The 18,234-nt window shown below is 64.8% G+C and carries 15 protein-coding genes; 5 read left to right on the forward strand and 10 right to left on the reverse strand.

The features are described from left to right. Positions 1–246: 246 nt before the first annotated feature. On the forward strand, positions 247–2,658 hold the full coding sequence (gene lon, locus DQW77_RS13345; RefSeq protein WP_113258733.1) for an endopeptidase La: 2,412 nt from the start codon (positions 247–249) through the stop codon (positions 2,656–2,658). Positions 2,659–2,900: 242 nt separating this feature from the next. Here the strand turns inward: lon and dxs are convergent, their stop codons facing one another. From dxs to DQW77_RS13365, 3 genes are read right to left on the reverse strand one after another with little or no spacing between them, the layout of a single operon-like run. Beyond that, the gene (dxs, locus tag DQW77_RS13355) at positions 2,901–4,829 is read right to left on the reverse strand and encodes a 1-deoxy-D-xylulose-5-phosphate synthase (protein WP_113258735.1); all 1,929 of its coding nucleotides are present in this window, start codon (positions 4,827–4,829) and stop codon (positions 2,901–2,903) included. Positions 4,830–4,865: 36 nt separating this feature from the next. Then, positions 4,866–5,732: a polyprenyl synthetase family protein gene (locus DQW77_RS13360; RefSeq protein WP_113258736.1), complete on the reverse strand. Its 867-nt coding sequence runs from the start codon at positions 5,730–5,732 to the stop codon at positions 4,866–4,868. A gap of 5 nt (positions 5,733–5,737) precedes the next feature. Beyond that, the gene (locus tag DQW77_RS13365) at positions 5,738–5,989 is read right to left on the reverse strand and encodes an exodeoxyribonuclease VII small subunit (protein WP_113258737.1); all 252 of its coding nucleotides are present in this window, start codon (positions 5,987–5,989) and stop codon (positions 5,738–5,740) included. Between DQW77_RS13365 and DQW77_RS13370 the strand changes: the two genes are divergently transcribed. Together DQW77_RS13370 and DQW77_RS13375 are read left to right on the forward strand one after the other, a co-directional pair. Beyond that, the gene (locus DQW77_RS13370) at positions 5,988–7,088 is read left to right on the forward strand and encodes a phosphotransferase (RefSeq protein WP_113258738.1); all 1,101 of its coding nucleotides are present in this window, start codon (positions 5,988–5,990) and stop codon (positions 7,086–7,088) included. The genes DQW77_RS13365 and DQW77_RS13370 overlap by 2 nt on opposite strands. Positions 7,089–7,289: 201 nt before the next feature. Continuing rightward, entirely contained in the window at positions 7,290–7,493 is a 204-nt protein-coding gene (locus DQW77_RS13375) for a hypothetical protein (RefSeq protein WP_147094976.1), read from the forward strand. Between the two features lie 293 nt (positions 7,494–7,786). Here DQW77_RS13375 and DQW77_RS13380 read toward each other — a convergent pair whose 3' ends face one another. From DQW77_RS13380 to DQW77_RS13400, 5 genes are all read right to left on the reverse strand, one after another. Next, positions 7,787–9,091 carry a branched-chain amino acid ABC transporter permease gene (locus DQW77_RS13380; RefSeq protein WP_113258740.1) on the reverse strand — a complete coding sequence of 435 codons (1,305 nt, stop codon included), beginning with the start codon at positions 9,089–9,091 and terminating at the stop codon, positions 7,787–7,789. Continuing rightward, a complete protein-coding gene (locus DQW77_RS13385) occupies positions 9,088–10,098 on the reverse strand; it encodes a branched-chain amino acid ABC transporter permease (protein WP_113258762.1) in 1,011 nt (336 codons plus the stop codon). Before DQW77_RS13385 ends, DQW77_RS13380 begins: the two co-directional genes overlap by 4 nt. Before the next feature lie 187 nt (positions 10,099–10,285). Continuing rightward, entirely contained in the window at positions 10,286–10,999 is a 714-nt protein-coding gene (locus tag DQW77_RS13390) for an ABC transporter ATP-binding protein (protein WP_113258741.1), read from the reverse strand. A 30-nt stretch (positions 11,000–11,029) separates the two neighbouring features. Further along, on the reverse strand, positions 11,030–11,818 hold the full coding sequence (locus tag DQW77_RS13395; protein WP_113258742.1) for an ABC transporter ATP-binding protein: 789 nt from the start codon (positions 11,816–11,818) through the stop codon (positions 11,030–11,032). A 101-nt stretch (positions 11,819–11,919) separates the two neighbouring features. Further along, positions 11,920–13,107, reverse strand: a complete 1,188-nt coding sequence (locus DQW77_RS13400) for an ABC transporter substrate-binding protein (RefSeq protein ID WP_113258763.1) — start codon at positions 13,105–13,107, stop codon at positions 11,920–11,922. A 123-nt stretch (positions 13,108–13,230) separates the two neighbouring features. Between DQW77_RS13400 and DQW77_RS13405 the strand changes: the two genes are divergently transcribed. Further along, positions 13,231–14,331 (forward strand): PQQ-dependent sugar dehydrogenase, encoded by a 1,101-nt coding sequence (locus DQW77_RS13405; RefSeq protein WP_113258743.1) that lies wholly within the window; start codon positions 13,231–13,233, stop codon positions 14,329–14,331. A 112-nt stretch (positions 14,332–14,443) separates the two neighbouring features. Here DQW77_RS13405 and DQW77_RS13410 read toward each other — a convergent pair whose 3' ends face one another. Then, the gene (locus DQW77_RS13410; protein ID WP_113258744.1) at positions 14,444–15,811 is read right to left on the reverse strand and encodes a class II 3-deoxy-7-phosphoheptulonate synthase; all 1,368 of its coding nucleotides are present in this window, start codon (positions 15,809–15,811) and stop codon (positions 14,444–14,446) included. Positions 15,812–15,991: 180 nt separating this feature from the next. On the opposite strand from DQW77_RS13410, the gene DQW77_RS13415 reads away from it, so the two are divergent. Further along, positions 15,992–16,996: a GlxA family transcriptional regulator gene (locus DQW77_RS13415; protein ID WP_113258745.1), complete on the forward strand. Its 1,005-nt coding sequence runs from the start codon at positions 15,992–15,994 to the stop codon at positions 16,994–16,996. 40 nt (positions 16,997–17,036) lie between these two features. Here DQW77_RS13415 and DQW77_RS13420 read toward each other — a convergent pair whose 3' ends face one another. Continuing rightward, positions 17,037–18,164, reverse strand: coding sequence for a mandelate racemase/muconate lactonizing enzyme family protein (locus DQW77_RS13420; protein ID WP_113258746.1), 1,128 nt, complete (start codon positions 18,162–18,164; stop codon positions 17,037–17,039). Between the last annotated feature and the right edge of the window lie 70 nt (positions 18,165–18,234).

The following is an 18,234-nucleotide window of genomic DNA, read 5'->3' on the forward strand; positions in this document are numbered from 1 at the left end:
CGCGCTGGCCGCGGGGCTGCTGGCCTGAGCAGTCGGCCCGGGGCCCTTTGCATGATTTCCATTTCCTGCACATTGGCCGAATTGCGCCCTTGCCCCCGGCTGCAAGGCCGGGCAGATTGGCGCGATGACGCGACCGACGGGTTGAAACAGGGGCGCTTTCGCCCCAACTGTTAATCCCGAGACAGGAAAAGGCCATGCGTCGCCGCAGAGCGGGGCGCGCGCCTTTTTGCCAAGCAAGGAAAGAGCATGCAAGAACCCCTCAACTCAAGTTATCCCGTCCTGCCGCTGCGGGACATTGTGGTGTTTCCTCACATGATCGTGCCGCTTTTCGTGGGCCGCGACAAATCGGTCCGCGCGCTCGAAGAGGTCATGGCCGACGACAAGCAGATCCTGCTGTCGAGCCAGGTCGATCCGGGCGTGGACGATCCGGGCACCGACGGCATTTATGGCAGTGGCGTACTGGCAAACGTTCTGCAGCTTCTGAAGCTGCCCGACGGCACCGTGAAGGTGCTGGTCGAAGGCGTGGCACGGGTGCGTATCACCGAATACCTTGAAAACGACTCTTATTTCGAGGCGCGGGCCGAGTACCTGACCGAGGTGCCGGGCGACGCGGCCACCCTTGAGGCGTTGCTGCGAACCGTGTCGGACGAATTCGAACGCTATGCCAAGGCCAAGAACAACATTCCCGAAGAGGCGTTGTCGGCCGTGGCCGAGTCCGAGGAGCCGGGGCGGCTGGCCGATCTGGTGGCCGGGCATCTCGGTATCGAGGTGGAACAGAAACAGGAGCTTCTGGAAACGCTCAGCGTGAGTGAGCGCCTGGAAAAGGTCTACGGCCTGATGCAGGGCGAGATGAGCGTTCTGCAGGTGGAAAAGAAGATCAAGACGCGCGTCAAGTCGCAGATGGAGCGCACCCAGAGGGAATATTACCTGAATGAGCAGATGAAAGCCATTCAGAAGGAGCTGGGCGACGGCGAGGAAGGCGAAGGCGAGGTTGCCGAGCTGGAATCACGCATCGCGGAGACCAAGCTTTCCAAGGAGGCCCGCGAGAAGGCCGAGGCGGAACTCAAGAAACTCAAGAACATGAGCCCGATGAGCGCCGAGGCAACGGTTGTGCGCAACTACCTCGACTGGATGCTGAGCATCCCGTGGGGCAAGAAATCGCGCGTCAAGAAGGACTTGAGCCGTGCCGAGAAGATCCTCGACACCGATCACTACGGGCTCGAGAAGGTCAAGGAGCGCATTGTCGAGTATCTGGCCGTTCAGCAGCGGTCCAAGAAGCTCAAGGGTCCGATCATGTGCCTCGTGGGGCCGCCGGGCGTGGGCAAGACCTCGCTCGGGGAATCCGTGGCGCGGGCCACCGGCCGCGAATTCATCCGCATCAGCCTTGGTGGCGTGCGTGACGAAAGCGAGATCCGCGGACACCGCCGGACTTATATCGGGTCGATGCCCGGCAAGATCATCCAGTCGCTCAAGAAGGCGAAGACGACAAATCCGCTGATCCTGCTCGACGAGATCGACAAGATGGGTCAGGATTTTCGCGGCGACCCGGCAAGCGCGATGCTCGAGGTGCTGGACCCCGAACAGAACTCGACCTTCGTCGATCACTATCTCGAAGTGGAATACGATCTTTCCAACGTGATGTTCCTGACCACGGCGAATTCCTACAACATGCCGGAACCCCTGAAGGACCGGATGGAGGTGATCCCGCTTGCGGGCTATACCGAGGATGAAAAGCGTGAGATCGCCAAGCAACACCTGATCCCCAAGCAGATCAAGAATCACGGTCTCAAGAAGGGCGAGTTCGAGTTGACCGACGCTGCGCTGACCGAGATCGTTCGCACCTACACCCGAGAGGCGGGGGTACGGAACCTTGAACGCGAACTGGCCAAGGTGGCCCGCAAGGCCGTGACCCGGATCATCAAGGGCGAGGCCGAAAGCGTGACCGTGACGCCCGAGAACCTGTCGGATTTCCTTGGCGTGAAGAAGTTCAAGTACGGTCTGGCCGAGGAAAAGGATCAGGTCGGCGTGGTGACAGGGCTGGCTTACACATCCGTGGGTGGCGAGCTTTTGAACATCGAGGCTCTGCGCCTGCCGGGCAAGGGTCGGATGAAGACAACCGGCACGCTTGGCGACGTGATGAAGGAATCGATCGACGCCGCGTCAAGCTACGTGCGCTCGGTGGCGCCCGAGATCGGGGTGAAGCCGCCAAGGTTCGAGAAGTGGGATATCCACGTTCACGTCCCTGAGGGCGCAACGCCCAAGGACGGGCCGAGTGCCGGGCTGGCGATGGTCACGTCGATCGTGTCGGTGCTGACCGGCATTCCGGTCCGCAAGGACATCGCCATGACGGGTGAGGTGACGCTGCGCGGCAACGCATTGCCGATCGGCGGATTGAAGGAGAAACTTCTCGCGGCTCTCAGGGGCGGCATCAAGCGGGTGCTGATCCCTGCGGAGAACGAAAAGGATCTCGTGGAGATCCCCGACAACGTCAAGCAAGGGCTGGAGATCATTCCAGTGGATCATGTTCGCGACGTGCTGGATCATGCGCTTGTCCGCCAGCCTGAGCCGGTGGAATGGGACGAAGCGGCCGAGGAGGCCGCCGCGGCCGAAGCGGCTTTGAAGGATCGTGACGGAGCGGGCGCCGCTGCGCATCACTGATCCGGCCCGGGCAAGACCGGACCCAGCCAAGGGGGCGCCCGTTACCGGGGCGCCCCTTTTTCGCTTGGCATCATGTTCGTGGTCGGGGCCGGCGCCCTGCCGGGCGGTTCCGTTGATGGCCATGTGCGGGATGTGTTCGTGGCAACGCGGGCCGCACGGCAGACGCGCGGGGCGCACAGCCGGGGCAAATCACTCTACGCCGGAAACCCGCGCGTCGGGTCCACGGGGCGACCGGTGACCGGTCAGGCGCGCCGATCGTGAAGTTGGGCCACTCCCAGAACGTCAAGAACACGCGCCTCGATATCCGCCGCATTGAGTTGTGCCACCGCATACATGTCGGCGGGCCCGGCCTGGTCGATGAAGATGTCCGGCAGCACCATCGAGCGATATTTCAATCCGGTATCGAAGACGCCCCTTTCGGCCAGAAGCTGCGCGACATGGCTGCCGAAACCGCCGATGGCACCTTCCTCGATGGTAATCAGCGCCTCGTGCTCCGTCGCGAGCTCCAGGATCAACGCCTCGTCGAGCGGTTTGGCGAACCGCGCATCGGCGATGGTGGGGGTGATCCCGCGCTGGCCGAGCGCCTCGGCCGCCCTCAGGACTTCGCCCAGCCTCGTTCCGTAAGACAGGATGGCGATGCGCGCGCCCTCCCGGATCGTCCGGCCGCGACCGATCTCCAGCGGCTCGCCGCGCTCGGGCATTTCCACGCCGGCGCCTTCGCCGCGCGGATACCGGAACGCGATCGGCCCACTGTCATGCGCGGCAGCGGTCGCCACCATGTGCTTGAGCTCCGCCTCGTCGGCGGCGGCCATCACGGTGAAACCCGGCAGGTTGGCAAGGTAGGCCACGTCGTAACTGCCGGCATGTGTCGGCCCGTCCGCCCCTACGAGCCCGGCACGGTCGATCGCGAAACGCACCGGCAACCGCTGGATCGCCACGTCGTGCACAACCTGGTCATACCCGCGCTGCAAGAAGGTGGAATAGAGCGCCGCGAAAGGCCGCATACCGCCCGCCGCCAACCCGGCCGAGAAGGTCACGGCGTGCTGTTCGGCAATCCCCACGTCGAAGCAGCGCGACGGGTAGCGCGCGCCGAAGCGGTCCAGCCCGGTGCCATCCGGCATCGCCGCCGTCACGGCGCAGATCCGGTCGTCGCGTTCGGCCGCCTCGATCAGCGCATCTGCGAAAACGGCGGTGTAGCTGGGCGCGTTGGACACCGCCTTTTTCTGCTCACCGGTGGTGACATTGAACTTCGCCGTGGCATGGCCACCGTCGCGCCGGGTCTCGGCGGGGCCATAACCCTTGCCCTTTCTGGTGATCGCGTGGATCAGGATCGGACCGTTGGCACGTTCGCGTACCGTGCGCAGCACCGGCAGGAGCTGGTCCATGTCGTGCCCGTCGATCGGCCCCACGTAATCGAATCCCAGCTCCTCGAACAGGGTACCGCCCACGGTCATCCCCTTGAGCAGGTCATGCGCCCGCCGCGCGCCCTGCTGGAACGGCCCCGGCAGAAGCGACACCGCCCCTTTGGCCGCTGCCTTGAATTCCTGAAAGGGCGCACCGGCGTAAAGCCTTGACAGGTAGGAGGAAAGCGCGCCCACCGGTGGCGCGATGCTCATCTCGTTGTCGTTGAGAATCACGATCAGGCGCTTTTTCAGGGCACCGGCATTGTTCATCGCCTCGAAGGCCATGCCGGCGCTCATCGCGCCGTCGCCGATCACCGCGATGGCATCACCATGCCCCGTCTCGCAGGCACCGCCCAGGTCGCGCGCCACCGCAAAGCCGAGCGCCGCGCTGATCGAGGTGGAGCTGTGCGCGGCCCCGAACGGATCATAGGGTGATTCCGACCGTTTGGTGAACCCGCTCAAGCCGTCCTTCTGGCGCAGGGTCCGCATCCTGTCCCGCCGCCCGGTCAGGATCTTGTGCGGGTAGGATTGATGGCTCACGTCCCAGACAATCTTGTCGCGCGGCGCGTCGAAGACGGCGTGCAGCGCCACCGTCAGCTCGACGACGCCAAGACCGGCCCCCAGATGGCCGCCGGTTTCGCTGACCGTGCTGATGGTTTCGGCACGCAGCTCGTGGGCCAGTCGGCCGAGGTCACGGTCAGACAGGCGCTTGAGGTCGGCCGGCGAGGCGACCTGATCCAGAAGCGGGGTTTCGGGGCGACTGCTCATGGGGCTCCCCTCCCTTGGGGATCTGCGGGCGGCAATTCAGGCCTCACGCGAGATAGCGAAGCGCGCGACGGCCCGCAAGGTTTCGGCGTCCTCGCCGTAACAAGATAGGGCATCGCAGGCCGCGTCAACAAGACCGGAAGCGCGCGCACGTGCCCCGTCCAGCCCCAGAAGCGACACGAATGTCGCCTTGCCGGCGGTCGTGTCCTTGCCGACGGCCTTGCCCGCCCGGTCCGCATCGCCGGTGATGTCGATCACGTCGTCCTGGATCTGGAACGCCAGTCCGAGCGCGCGTGCATAGGTGTCGAGCGCATCGGCGTTGGCACCGGCCATGATCGGCCCGGCGGTTGCCGCCCAGGCGAACAGCGCCCCGGTCTTGCCTTGCTGCAGGGCGGTGATCTGCTCGAGCGAAAGGGGCGGGCCGGCGGCCTCGGCGGCAATATCAAGGGCCTGCCCGAGCACCATGCCCTGTCCCCCGGCGGCCCGTGCCAGCCCGAACGCCAGATCGGCCCGCGCCCGGGCGGTTTCGGCGCCCTCGGGATGGGCGGCCAGTTCGAAGGCCAGGGATTGCAGTGCGTCGCCCGCCAGGACCGCGGTGGCCTCGTCCCAGCGGACATGGACAGTCGCCCGACCGCGGCGCAGGCTGTCATCGTCCATGCAGGGAAGATCGTCGTGCACAAGGCTGTAGGCATGCATCGCCTCGATGGCTGCCGCCGGCCAGATCGCGCGGTCCTGCGCCACGCCATGAAGCCGCGCGCCCTCCAGCACCAGAAGCGCCCGCAACCGCTTGCCGCCACCCGACGCATAGCGCATGGCCTGCGCCACATCCCCATCACCGAACGGCCTGAGAACCCTTTCCAGATGCGCGGCAACGGCCCGGGCGGCCTCGGCGCGGGGTGTCTCCATGGCCGCTACGTTTCATCCACGGGGGAAGTGCCGGCTGGCCTGCCCTCCGCGTCGAAGGTGATCGCGGCGACCTTTTCCTCGGCCTCGCGCAGCTTGGTTTCACAGCGCTTCTTGAGGGCCGCGCCGCGCTCGTAAAGCGCAATCGAGTCGGCCAGCGCCACGTCGCCGCGCTCCAGTTTGCCGACGACCTGTTCCAGTTCGGCCATCGCCTGTTCGAAACTCATTTCCCCAACCGGGGTGTCCGGGGTCTCGGTCATGCATGCTCTCCCTGCGCCGCGTCCGGGTACCATAGACGCGCCCGGCGCCGGGTTCAATTCGGTTCCCGGCCACTTGACCCCCGCGCTGCACTGCGGAAAGATCGGCCTTATGGCCACCGATACCGCATCCCCGAACGACAGCGCGCCCGACATGGCCGCGGTGATTGAGGTGGCAACGCGGCTGGAGACGGCGCGTGCCTCCGTTCCGGGATTCGACGGGGCCGAGGCAGGCCCCCTGATCCGTCTGGTTCCGGGCAAGCGCGCCATATTCGAAGGCCGGCTCGACGGCCGTCCGGTGGTGTTTCGCGTCACACTCGATCCGCGCGATGACAGCATCGCGCGCGAATGGGCCGAGATGCAGCGCCTCTGGCCGCATATGTGCGACGGGCGCTTTCGTATTGCCGAACCCTTGCTCTGTGCCCCCGAGCAGGGCATCCTCGTCATCGCCGCGGTGCAGGGCACGCCGCTGATGCAGCACCTGTGGCAAAGCCCGCCCGAAACCCGTACCCGGCACTTCCTGCCGGCCGCGACATGGCTGCGCCGTGCCACCGACATGTCCGAGGGCTGGCAACCGGCGCGGGTGCGCGGATGGATCGGCCGCGCTGAACGTGCGGCCACCCGGCAGCCTTTCGCGTCTCTGCGCCGGATCGAAAGCGACCTCCTCGGGGAGCTGGCACGCATCGGCGCCCTGATCGAAGGGCACGACTGGCGCTGCGCGATCTGTCACGGCGATATGCACCCCAACAACCTGATCCTCGACGGTGACAGGCTTACCGGGATTGATCTCGGCGGCTCGGCCCGCACACCGGTCTACAAGGACATGGCGCGCTTTCTGGTGCATATGGGACGGCGCGGCATGCTTCCCTCGGGGCGGGCCTGGCTGGGGGTGGATGCCGACGGGATCGAGGCCTTCACCACCGCCTTCGGCCTGACCGGCCGCGAAAGGCGATTGTGTCTGCCGTTCATGATCGGTGTCGAGGTGCTGATCCGGGTGGAAAGCGAAGATCTGTCACGCTCCCGCATCAGGCGGGCCGAGGCCATGTATGCCGCCACGCTCGACGATATGAGGCGGACGGGCGACGCGCTGGACGATGTCTGAGGATTTCCGCCCGGTTTCACGGGTCGGGTCCGGTCACAAGCCGGTGCCGCGGCGTGTCCTTCGCGCCACTTCCCGGGATTATTCGCCACCGCCTCCGGACAGGGAATGTTCAGTCCTCACCGCTTTTACGCTATGATGCCTCACGAGCACGGGGCGCGTTTTGGATCGCGTCCGCCAACACAGGAAAATCCGGGGGATTTGATGAAGAAACTGTTCATGACATCGGCACTTGCCGCCTCGCTCAGCCTGACCGCCCTGCCGCTGGCGGCAGGCCAGTATGAAGCACCGGTAATGGAGCCCGAGATTATCGAGGCCGAAACCGCTGCCTCCTCGGCCAACTCCGCGGAAATCGTCGCACTGACACTGACGGCGATCACCTTCATCCTCGCACTCGTCAAGAGCTGACCCTTGCCGATCGCGGCCCTTCCGGCGCCGGTCGCCGGAGGGGTGTGCATACCGTGATCGACAGGGTAGACCACGGCGGATGAACGATCGGGGACGGGTGTTATCCGTCCGCCCCGGCCCCTTGTACTGACAACGCTCCCGTGGCCGGTGTCGCCCGGCGGTTTCTTCTGGCCGGAAGTATCCCGGGGGAGTCGCCCGCACGGGCGACGGGGGCAGCGCCCCCTGATCCGGTCACAAGCCCCTGTACGGGCATGGCAAGAAGCCCGCCATCCCGTCCGTCAGCGCCGGCGCGTCTATTTCTCCGGGATCAGGCCCCGGGGGCTGAAGCGGAGGACCAGCAGGAGGATCAGCCCCATCGTCAGGAGTCGCATGTGCGCGGCGCTGTCCAGAAGATGTGCCTTCAGCGCGCTGCCGTCGGCCATGGGGGCCGTGACCAGTTGCATCAGCGCGTGGCCGATCGGCTCGACCTGCACCCAGAGGAACCATATCAGGAATCCGCCGAGGACCGCGCCGAGATTGTTGCCCGAGCCTCCGACGATCACCATCACCCAGATAAGGAAGGTGAACCGCAGCGGCTGGTACGAGGTGGGGATCAGCTGGCCGTCGAGCGTCGTCATCATCGCCCCGGCGATACCGCAGAGCGCCGAGCCCAGGATGAAGACTTGAAGATGCCGGGCGGTCACGTCCTTGCCCATGGCCTCTGCGGCTGTCTCGTTGTCGCGGATGGCGCGCATCATCCGGCCCCAGGGGCTGTTCAGGGCGCGCTGCGCCAGCCACAGCAGCAACACCAGGACCACCGCGAAGAGCCCGGCATACCCGAGCTTGATATAGAGCGAGGAAGCGGTAACCGGATCGAGCCCGATCTCCGCCGCCCGTGCGGTGAAACCGGGATCGTTCTGCAGGTCGATTTCATAGGGCAGGGGGCGGGGAATGCCGCTGACATTCTTGACGCCGCGGCTGAGCCAGTCTTCGTTCTTGAGGACCGCAAGGATGATCTCGGCGATGCCCAGCGTGGCAATGGCCAGGTAATCCGAACGAAGCCCGAGGGCCGTCTTGCCGATGATCCAGGCCGCCCCGGCCGCCAGCAGGCCACCAACTGGCCACGCCAGCAGCACCGGCAGGCCGAGGCCGCCCAGATACCCGGTGCCGGCGGGATTGACGGCCTCGATGGCCTCGACACCGGGATCGAAGATGGCACGGTACGCGAAGAACCCGCCCACCAGCACCGCCACCAATGCCACCGCGCGCCGCCGTGAGGGCGCCATGCGCTTCCGGATGACCGCCGCGAGCGTGATCACCGCCGCGCCGCTCAGCAACCCCGCCAGAACCTGCGCGCCACCCGCCGACCACGCCTCGGTGGTGGGAGGCATCGCCACCAGCACCGCCGCCAGCCCGCCAAGTGCCACGAAGCCCATGACACCGACATTGAAGAGGCCGGCAAATCCCCATTGCAGATTGACACCCATGGACATGATCGCCGAGATCAGCCCCATGTTGAGGATCAGCAACGCCGTGTTCCAGCTTTGAACGAAGCCGGTAAGGAGGATGAGCCCCGCGACCAGCGCGAAAAGAGCGGGTGTTCTGGGATTGTCGATCATACCGCTTTTCCCCTGAATAGACCGGTGGGCCGGAAGAGAAGCACGATCAGCAGGATCACGAAACTGACCGCGAACTTGTAATCGGTGCTCAGAAGCTGCACCAGCCCGGAGGGTTCGAGGCTTTCGGGCAGGGCGTGGCCCAGCACCTTCTTCCAGGCATAGGTGATCGTCACCTCCGAGAAGGCGATTATGAATCCGCCGGCGATGGCCCCGACCGGATTGCCCAGGCCACCGACGATGGCCGAGGCGAAGACCGGCAGCAGCAGCTGGAAATAAGTGAAGGGTTTGAAGGATTTGTCGAGCCCGTACAGCACCCCGGCAATCGTCGCCAGTGCCGCGACGATCAGCCAGGTGATGGTGACCACGCGTTCGGGGTTGATGCCGGACAGGAGCGCCAAGTCCTCGTTGTCGGAGTAGGCGCGCATGGACTTTCCGGTGCGGGTGCGGCCGAGGAACCAGAAAAGGGCCGCCACGACCACGATCGCGGTGACAAGGGTGATGCCCTGGGTGGTCTTGACCGCAAGGCCCTCCTCAAGGCCGGTGGCGGCCTTGAACTCGCGCGCGTTGACGATGAAACGCTCACCATCCGCGAAGCGTTGATCCCCCGGTCCGATTATGAAGCGCACCAGACCGTTGAGGATGAACATGACCCCCATCGAGACGATCACCAGGATCACCGGCTTGGCCCGTTGCGCGCGGTAGAAGCGGTAGACGGCCCTGTCGGTGAGCAGGAGAAGCGCCATGCATCCAGCGATTCCCACGGGAAGGGCCAGAAGCGCCGTGGGCAACGGCCCGAGGCTTACGCCCATCCCCTGCAGCCACCATGTCGCAAGAATGGTGACCATCGTCCCGAAGGCCATCGTGTCACCGTGGGCGAAATTGGAAAACCGCAGGATGCCATATATCATCGTGACCCCGAGCGCCCCGAGAGCAAGCTGGCTGCCATAGGCGATGGCCGGGACAAGGACAAAATTGGCAAGCGCGATGAACGCGTTGAGAAGATCCATCACGAGGCTCCGCTGCGGGACGGCCGGCGGCCGGGCGTGAACGAAAATAGAACAGTCAGGTATTTGAAATTATCCACAGGTTTATCCACAGATTTCACGGGAAAATGTGGATAATTGGAATGGCCCGGACCATCGCCCCGATTCTTCCGTGGCAACTCCGATCGCCGCATTTGCCAGGTGTTCATTCTCATCCTCCCAGGAAGCTGCGCCGGACTTCGGGGTCTGCCAGCAATTCCTTGCCGGTGCCGGTATAGGCGTTTCTGCCTTGTACCAGAACATACCCCCGGTCCGCGATTGCCAGCGCCTGACGTGCGTTCTGTTCGACCATGAGCACGGGCAGGCCGGTGCGGGCCACCTCGATGATACGGTCGAAAAGTTCATCCATCACGATCGGTGAAACGCCGGCCGTCGGTTCGTCCAGCATCAGCACCTTGGGCCGGGTCATCAATGCGCGGCCGACCGCGACCTGTTGGCGCTGACCGCCTGAAAGCTCGCCCGCGGCCTGGTTGCGCTTGTCCCGTAGGATGGGAAACAGGTCGTAGACCTGCGCCATGGTGCCGGAGATGTCATCGCGCCGGATGAAGGCGCCCATTTCGAGGTTTTCCTCGACCGTGAGAGACGTAAAAATGTTCGCGGTCTGCGGCACGAAGCCCATGCCACGTGCCACCCGGTCCTGCGGATTGAGAGACGTGATATCGTCCCCGTCCAGGCGCACCGCGCCGCTACGGACATCAAGCATCCCGAAGAGCGCCTTCATTGCGGTGGATTTGCCGGCTCCGTTCGGACCGACGATCACCGCGATTTCCCCGGCGTTCACGGCGACCGTGCAGTCGTGCAGGATATCCGGACCGCGACCGTAGCCGCCTGTCATCCTGTCACCGACAAGGAACGGTTCATCCATGCCGAGTCCCCGCGGCACGGAGCTTGAATATCATGCCTCAATCCCTTGTTTTTCCATGTTTTTAAGACCGGTACCAAGATAAGCTTCGATCACCCGTTCATTGGCCTTGATCTCGTTCAGTGTCCCCTCGGCCAGCACCTTGCCCTCGGCCATGCAGATGACAGGATCGCACAGCCGGTCGATGAAATCCATGTCGTGCTCGATGACCACGAAGGTGTAACCGCGATCCCGGTTGAGGCTCGCGATGGCGTCCGCGATGGTACCCAGAAGGGTACGGTTCACGCCTGCGCCAACCTCGTCCAGAAAGACGATCCGGGCATCCACCATCATGGTGCGCCCCAGTTCCAGGAGCTTTTTCTGCCCGCCGGAAAGATTGCCGGCCTTTTCCTCGGCCAGATGGTCGATGGTGAGAAATTCCAGAACCTCGTCGGCGCGGGCCCGCAGGGTGCGTTCCTCTTCGGCGATACTGTGGCGCGCGATCCAGGTTTTCCAAAGCGTCTCTCCCGACTGCCCGCCGGGCACCATCATCAGGTTTTCGCGGACCGTCATCGAGGCGAATTCATGCGCGATCTGGAAGGTCCGCAGCAGGCCCTTGTGAAACAACTCGTGCGGGGGCAGGCCCGTGATATCCTCCCCGGACATGGTCACGCGCCCCGACGTAGGTTTAAGAACACCAGCTATAACATTGAAAAGCGTTGTTTTCCCTGCTCCGTTAGGACCAATCAACCCGGTAATCGTGCCCTCCTCGATCCTCAGGTTGGCACCGTCGACGGCATGAAAGCCGCCGAAATGCTTGTGAACGTCCTCGACGACGATCATGCGCTGTCCTCTCTTGCCGCCCTTGGCCGGACGATCATGTACATCGACAGCCCGGCCCCACAAGCCGGGCTGTCGGCGTGTTCTTCAGGCACAGCGCGTGTTCAGCGGTACTGCACCGTCGTGATCGCGCCATCCTCGAAAATGATCTCGCGGTAATTGCCGGCCGATTCGCCGGGGCCGATCAGATCGACCGCGGTGGCGCCCACGTAATCCACGTCACCGCCGTCGGCGATGATTTCAAGCGCCTTGCCCAGTTCGCCCGGAAAGATCTTTTCGCCGGGCGCATTGGCCACGTTCATCACATGGGTCTTGTAATCGCCGGGTTCGACCGATCCGGCCGCCTGCATGGCCAACATGATGAGTGCCGCCGCGTCGTAGGATTCGGGCGCGAAGGGCGAGGTGGCCTCGAACTTGTCGCCGACCATGTCTTGGAACCGATCCTTCCCGGGGCTGTCGGTGCCCGGATGCTGCCCGGTGGATCCGTCGATTTCGGTGCCGAAGTTCTCTTCCAGGGCTGTCCCGATCATGCCGTCGGGAAAGTGGAACGAGTCGAAAGCCCCGGTGTCGAGCGCAGCGCGCACGATGCCGCTGCCGCCCTGATCCACGTACCCGGCGACGACAAGCCGTTCTCCCCCCGCGGAGGCGAGCGCGCCGACCTCGGCGTAATAGTCGGCCTTGCCGTCCTCGTGCGCGGCCGAAATGGTGACGGTGCCGCCGGCCTCCTCGAAGGCGGCCTGGAAGGCATCCGCGAGGCCCTTGCCGTAATCGTTGTTGGTGTAGGTCAGCGCGATCTCGTCAATGCCGCGATCCATGAGCACGTTGGTCATCACCACGCCCTGGCGGGCGTCCGACGGCGAGGTGCGGAAGAACAGGCCGTCGTCTTCGGCCGTGGAAAGTGCCGGCGAGGTGGCCGAGGGCGAGATCATCACCATGCCGTTTGGCAGTGCGGCGTTCGACAGGATCGCGCCGGTGACACCCGAGCAGTCCGCACCCATGATACCCTTGATGCCCTCTGCCGTGATCAGGCGTTCGGCGGCGGCGGTGGCGGCGCCGGAATCGATGCAGGTGGAATCGGCGCGGACCGGCTCGACCTTCATGCCGTCCAGCAGATTGCCGCTTTCGCTGACCTCAGACATCGCCAGTTCGGCGCCGGCGGCCATGTGCGGTGTCAGGGATTCGATCGGTCCGGTGAACCCGAGGATTATGCCGATCTTGACCGCGTGGGAATCCGCGGATGCGGTTCCGGCACTGAGCGCGGCCGCGGCGGTGGCCATAAGCAGTTTCTTCATCTTCATTCTCCCTGTTCAGATCTTTCTCCAACCGGGATCGTATGCGCTGATGTCAAAAATGAAAAGTGTCTTCGCGGCGCCGAATAGGGCATAATCCGCGCGTTCATGAGACCGGGGAGGCCGATGATGCGAATCCGGAATGCGGTGATACGGGTGCTGACGATGCTGGTCCTGGCCGCACCGGCGGCGGCGCTCGAAAGCGGAGCCGGGACACTGAAGGTCGAACGCATGGCCAAGGGGCTGGAGGCGCCCTGGGCGATTGCGTTCCTGCCCGGTGGCGCGGTTCTGATCACGGAACGGGGTGGCCGGCTGTGGCGGCTCGAGGACGGCGCGCGCCAACCGGTGCGCGGCGTCGGCCCGGTGGCGGCGCGCGGGCAGGGCGGACTCCTGGACATCCTGGTGCCGCGTGATTTTGCCCGCACCCGCGAGCTTTACTTCACGCTGGCCGCGCCGCAGGCGGGCGGCGGTGCCGGCACCGCGGTGGCACGCGCGACGCTGAACGAGACCGGCACGCGGCTCGACGGATGGCGGGTGATCTGGGAGATGGCACCGGGCAGCTTCGGCGGACGGCATTTCGGGTCGCGCCTTGTCGAGGCGCCGGACGGTCATCTGTTCGTCACGGTGGGAGAGCGTGGCGATCGGCCGTCGGCGCAGGATCTCGGGCGCGCGGCCGGGTCGGTGATCCGCATTGACCTCGATGGAGGCGTGCCCGCCGACAATCCCTTTGCCGGCCGTGCGGGCGCGGTGCCCGCGATCTGGTCCTACGGGCATCGCAACCCGCAGGGTGCGGCGCTGGATCTGAAGGGCCGGCTATGGGTGGTCGAGCACGGGGCCCGCGGCGGCGACGAGGTGAACCTGATCCGCCGCGGCGCCAATTACGGCTGGCCGGTGATTTCCTACGGTACGCATTATTCCGGGGCCAGCATCGGGGAAGGCACGCACAAGAAAGGCATGGAGCAGCCGGCGTTCTATTGGGATCCCTCGATCGCACCATCGGGCATGATGATCTATTCCGGCCGGCTATGGCCGGACTGGACGGGACATATTTTCGTCGGCAGTCTGAAATTCGATCATATCTCGCGGCTGGAGGGCAGCCCCCTCCGCGAGGCCGAGAGGATCAGCGGACCTGAAACAGGCCGTGTGCGCGCCATCGAGGAGGGACCGGACGGCGCGATCTGGTTCCTGTCGGTCGGCACCGCTGCGCTGTATCGGGTCACGCCCTGACGGCGGTGGTGTCACGCCCGGCCTGAAGCACCGGGCGACTGAACTCCGGCAATGACACGGGCCGGCGCCCTCCTCCTGGCGCCGGCCCGGTCACCACGCGTCTGAACAGTCCTCAGACCGCTTGCGCGTGGCGCTCCTCGCGCAGGGCAGAAAGCTCTTCCGCGACGAGGAAAGCGAGTTCCAACGATTGCGAGGCGTTGAGACGCGGATCGCAGGCCGTGTGGTAGCGATCCGAAAGATCCTCATCGCTGACCGCGCGGACGCCGCCGGTGCATTCGGTCACGTCCTGCCCGGTCATTTCGAAATGCACCCCGCCCGGTATCGTGCCCTCGGCCTTGTGGACCGCGAAGAACTCGCGCACTTCGCGCAGCACCGCGTCAAAGGGCCGGGTCTTGTAACCCGAGGATGACTTGATCGTGTTGCCGTGCATCGGATCGCAGACCCAGGTCACGTAGGCACCCTCTTGCTCGACGGTGCGAATGAGCCGGGGCAGATGCTCGCCCACCTTGCCGGCACCGAACCGTGCGATCAGGGTCAGGCGACCGGACTCGTTTCCGGGGTTGAGAGTGCCCAGAAGGCGCTTGAGGTCGTCGGTCTCCATTGACGGTCCGCATTTCAGCCCGACCGGGTTGAGGACACCGCGGGCAAACTCCACATGCGCACCATCGGGCTGACGGGTACGATCCCCGATCCAGATCATGTGCCCGGATCCGGCCAGCCAGTTGCCCGAGGTCGAGTCCTTGCGAGTGAGGGCCTCCTCGTATTCCAGAAGCAGGGCCTCGTGGCTGGTATAGAAATCGACCGACCGCAGCGTTTCGGCATGGTCGCTGTCGACGCCGGCGGCCTTCATGAAATCCAGCGTATCGCTGATCCGGGTCGCCATCTCGCGGTATTTCTCGGCCTTTTCGCCATCCGTAAAACCGAGAGTCCACTGATGGACCTTGTGTACGTCGGCATATCCGCCCGTCGAGAAGGCGCGCAGAAGATTAAGTGTCGCCGCCGCCTGAGTATAGGCTTGCAGCATCTTTTCGGGGTCGGGCACGCGGGCCGTCTCGGTGAAATCCAGTTCATTGATGATGTCACCGCGATAGCTGGGCAGTTCCAGACCGTCCTGAACCTCCGTCGGGGCGCTGCGGGGCTTGGCGAATTGCCCGGCCATGCGGCCCACCTTGATGACCGGCACCTTGGCGCCATAGGTCAATACCATCGCCATCTGCAGCATCACCTTGAAGGTGTCGCGGATCGCATCGGCACTGAACTGCGCGAAGCTTTCGGCGCAATCGCCACCCTGAAGCAGGAACGCCTCGCCGCGCGCGGCTTCACCCAGCTGGTCCTTGAGGCGGCGTGCCTCCCCGGCGAAAACCAGAGGCGGATATTGCGACAGTCGCGCTTCCACCGATGCCAGCGCATCCGCGTCCGTATAGTCCGGCATCTGGACCCGCGGCTTCCGGCGCCAGCCGGACTTCTGCCAATCCGTCATCTTGTTTCTCCGAGATTGCGTGTCATTGCGTGTTTCGGACACATCGTATACTAGAGCCGTGGGCAAGAAACCATACGCATTTGCGAGAAATCAAGCTGAATTGACCCGCGGGCTCTTGTCCTTTCTCTATTGTTCCGTGAAAGTCCGGATATGCCGCTTATGCCGCACAGGGAGTCGCAAATGGCACAGGGAAATCGGCCGCGCGTGGCCGCGGAAGCCTCGGGCGCTCCGAGCCGATATGTCTTCGTGCTGCTGGAGAACTTTTCGCTGCTCAGTTTTTCCGCGGCTGTCGAATGCCTGCGGATCGCCAACCGCATGGCCGGCAAGACGCTCTACAGCTGGGCCGTTGCCGGCGAAGAAGGTGACATGATCACCTGTTCCGCCGGGTCGCGTTTCCAGGCGGACATGGCCCTCGAGGAGCTTGGCCGGGACGATACGGTCCTGATCTGCGGCGGCAGTGACATCCAAGGTGCCACCACCAAACGGCTGCTCAACTGGGTGCGGCGCGAAGCGCGGCGCGGGCTGCGAATGGGCGGGCTTTGTACCGCGTCCTACGTCCTGGCGCGCGCGGGGCTCCTGGACGGGAAGCGAGCCACCATACACTGGGAAAATCACGACAGCTTCGCCGAGGAGTTCGAGGAGGTCGAGCTCACCAAGTCGGTGTTCACGCTGGACGGAAACAGGATGACCACGGCCGGCGGCACCTCGTCGATCGACCTGATGCTCAAGCTGATTGCCGACGAGCACGGCGAAAAGCTGGCCAATTCGGTAGCCGACCAGTTGATATATTCTTCCATCCGCACCGACCAGGACACTCAACGCCTGAGCGTACCCACCCGAATCGGGGTGCGCCATCCAAAGCTCAGCCAGGTGATCCAGATGATGGAGAACAACATAGAGGAGCCGATCAGCCCCTCGATACTGGCCAAGGAAGTGGGCATGTCCACGCGGCAGCTGGAGCGGCTCTTTCGCCGTTACCTCAGCCGGAGCCCGAAGCGCTACTACATGGAACTGCGGTTGCAAAAGGCGCGCAACCTGCTGATGCAGACCGACATGACCGTGATCAACGTGGCGCTGGCCTGCGGATTTGCCTCGCCCTCGCATTTCTCCAAGTGTTATCGGGCCCATTACAATACCACGCCCTACCGCGAACGTGGCGCCCAGTCGGCGCGGCTGTCGGTCTGAAGCGCGGGACCGGAAGGCCGGGAGCGGACCTGGCGTTGCCCTAGGCGGCAAAATGCCGGTGCCGCTCGGCCGCGTCCGCCACCACGTCCGCGTCAAGCTCCACCCCGAGCCCGGGCCGGGCGGGAAGGGAAAGTTGCCCCCTTACCGGAGCGAGCTGCGGTTCACGGACCAGATCGTGGCGCAAGAGTTGCCACATGATCTGGTTGCCGTCGTCGAGATTGGGGATGCAGCGCCCCGCCTCGTGTTCCGCGCATGTGGTGATTCCGGAGGTCATGGAGGAATGGATGCACAGCGGCACTCCCGCCGCCTCGGTCACCGCCGCGGCCTTCATAAGCGCGCGCAGCCCACCAAGTTCGCGCGGGCCGACGGCGATCATGTCCGCCCGGTGGGTGGTGCAGGCGGTGTGCACCTCCGAAAGGGTAAAGACACTCTGGTCCGCGCCGATGGCGATCGGAGCACGCGCCGCCACATGGGCCAGCGCGGCCTGCGAGGCGGCCGGGGTGGGCTGCTCGATATACTCGATGCCGTAAGGTTTCAGCACGGTCATCATACGCATGGCTCGGGCCTGGTCCCATGCTTCGTTCGCATCAAGGCGCAGGCGCGTTTCAGGGGCCGCGGCGCGCACGGCCCGCACCGCCGCAAGATCCGCTGCGTCGCCGAGTCCCACCTTGAGATACAGGATCGGGTGTCCGTCGCGCGCCGCCTGCGCGGCGTCCTCGGCCAGCATGTCGGGCGTATCGCCTTGCAGAAAATGGAAATATCCCACCGTGTCGCGCACCTGTCCGCCCAGAAGATCCCGGACCGGCCGGCCGGTGATCCGGCCCTGCAAATCCAGGGCGGCCATTTCCAGCCCCGTGGCCAGGGTGGCGAAATAGCGCGGCATGTTGGCGCCGAAGGCGCGGAAATACGCCTTTTCGGCGCGCATCAGGCATTGTGTGATGTCGAAAGGGACTTGCCCGATCAGATCGCCACCGATCTTTTCGAGCACCCGCTTTTGTGCCTCGGCATCCGGCATTGCGGGGGTTTCACCGATCCCTTGGCGTCCCTCGCTGTCGGTGATCCGGATGAGGTTGACCGTGAAGGCCTGCTCCACACCCTGCGACCAGATGTAGGGCCGCCTGAGTGGCAGACGTAGCGGTGTGACCTCGACGGTCGCGATGGTCGTCATGATGCTGGCCCCCGATGCCGTGTGCCGGCGCCTCTGCCGACCTTAGCGAAGCGCGGGCCGGGCGCAAGCA

The sequence above is a fragment of the Roseovarius sp. TE539 genome, from assembly GCF_003298505.1.
In the GTDB taxonomy this organism is placed as follows: Bacteria; Pseudomonadota; Alphaproteobacteria; order Rhodobacterales; family Rhodobacteraceae; genus Roseovarius.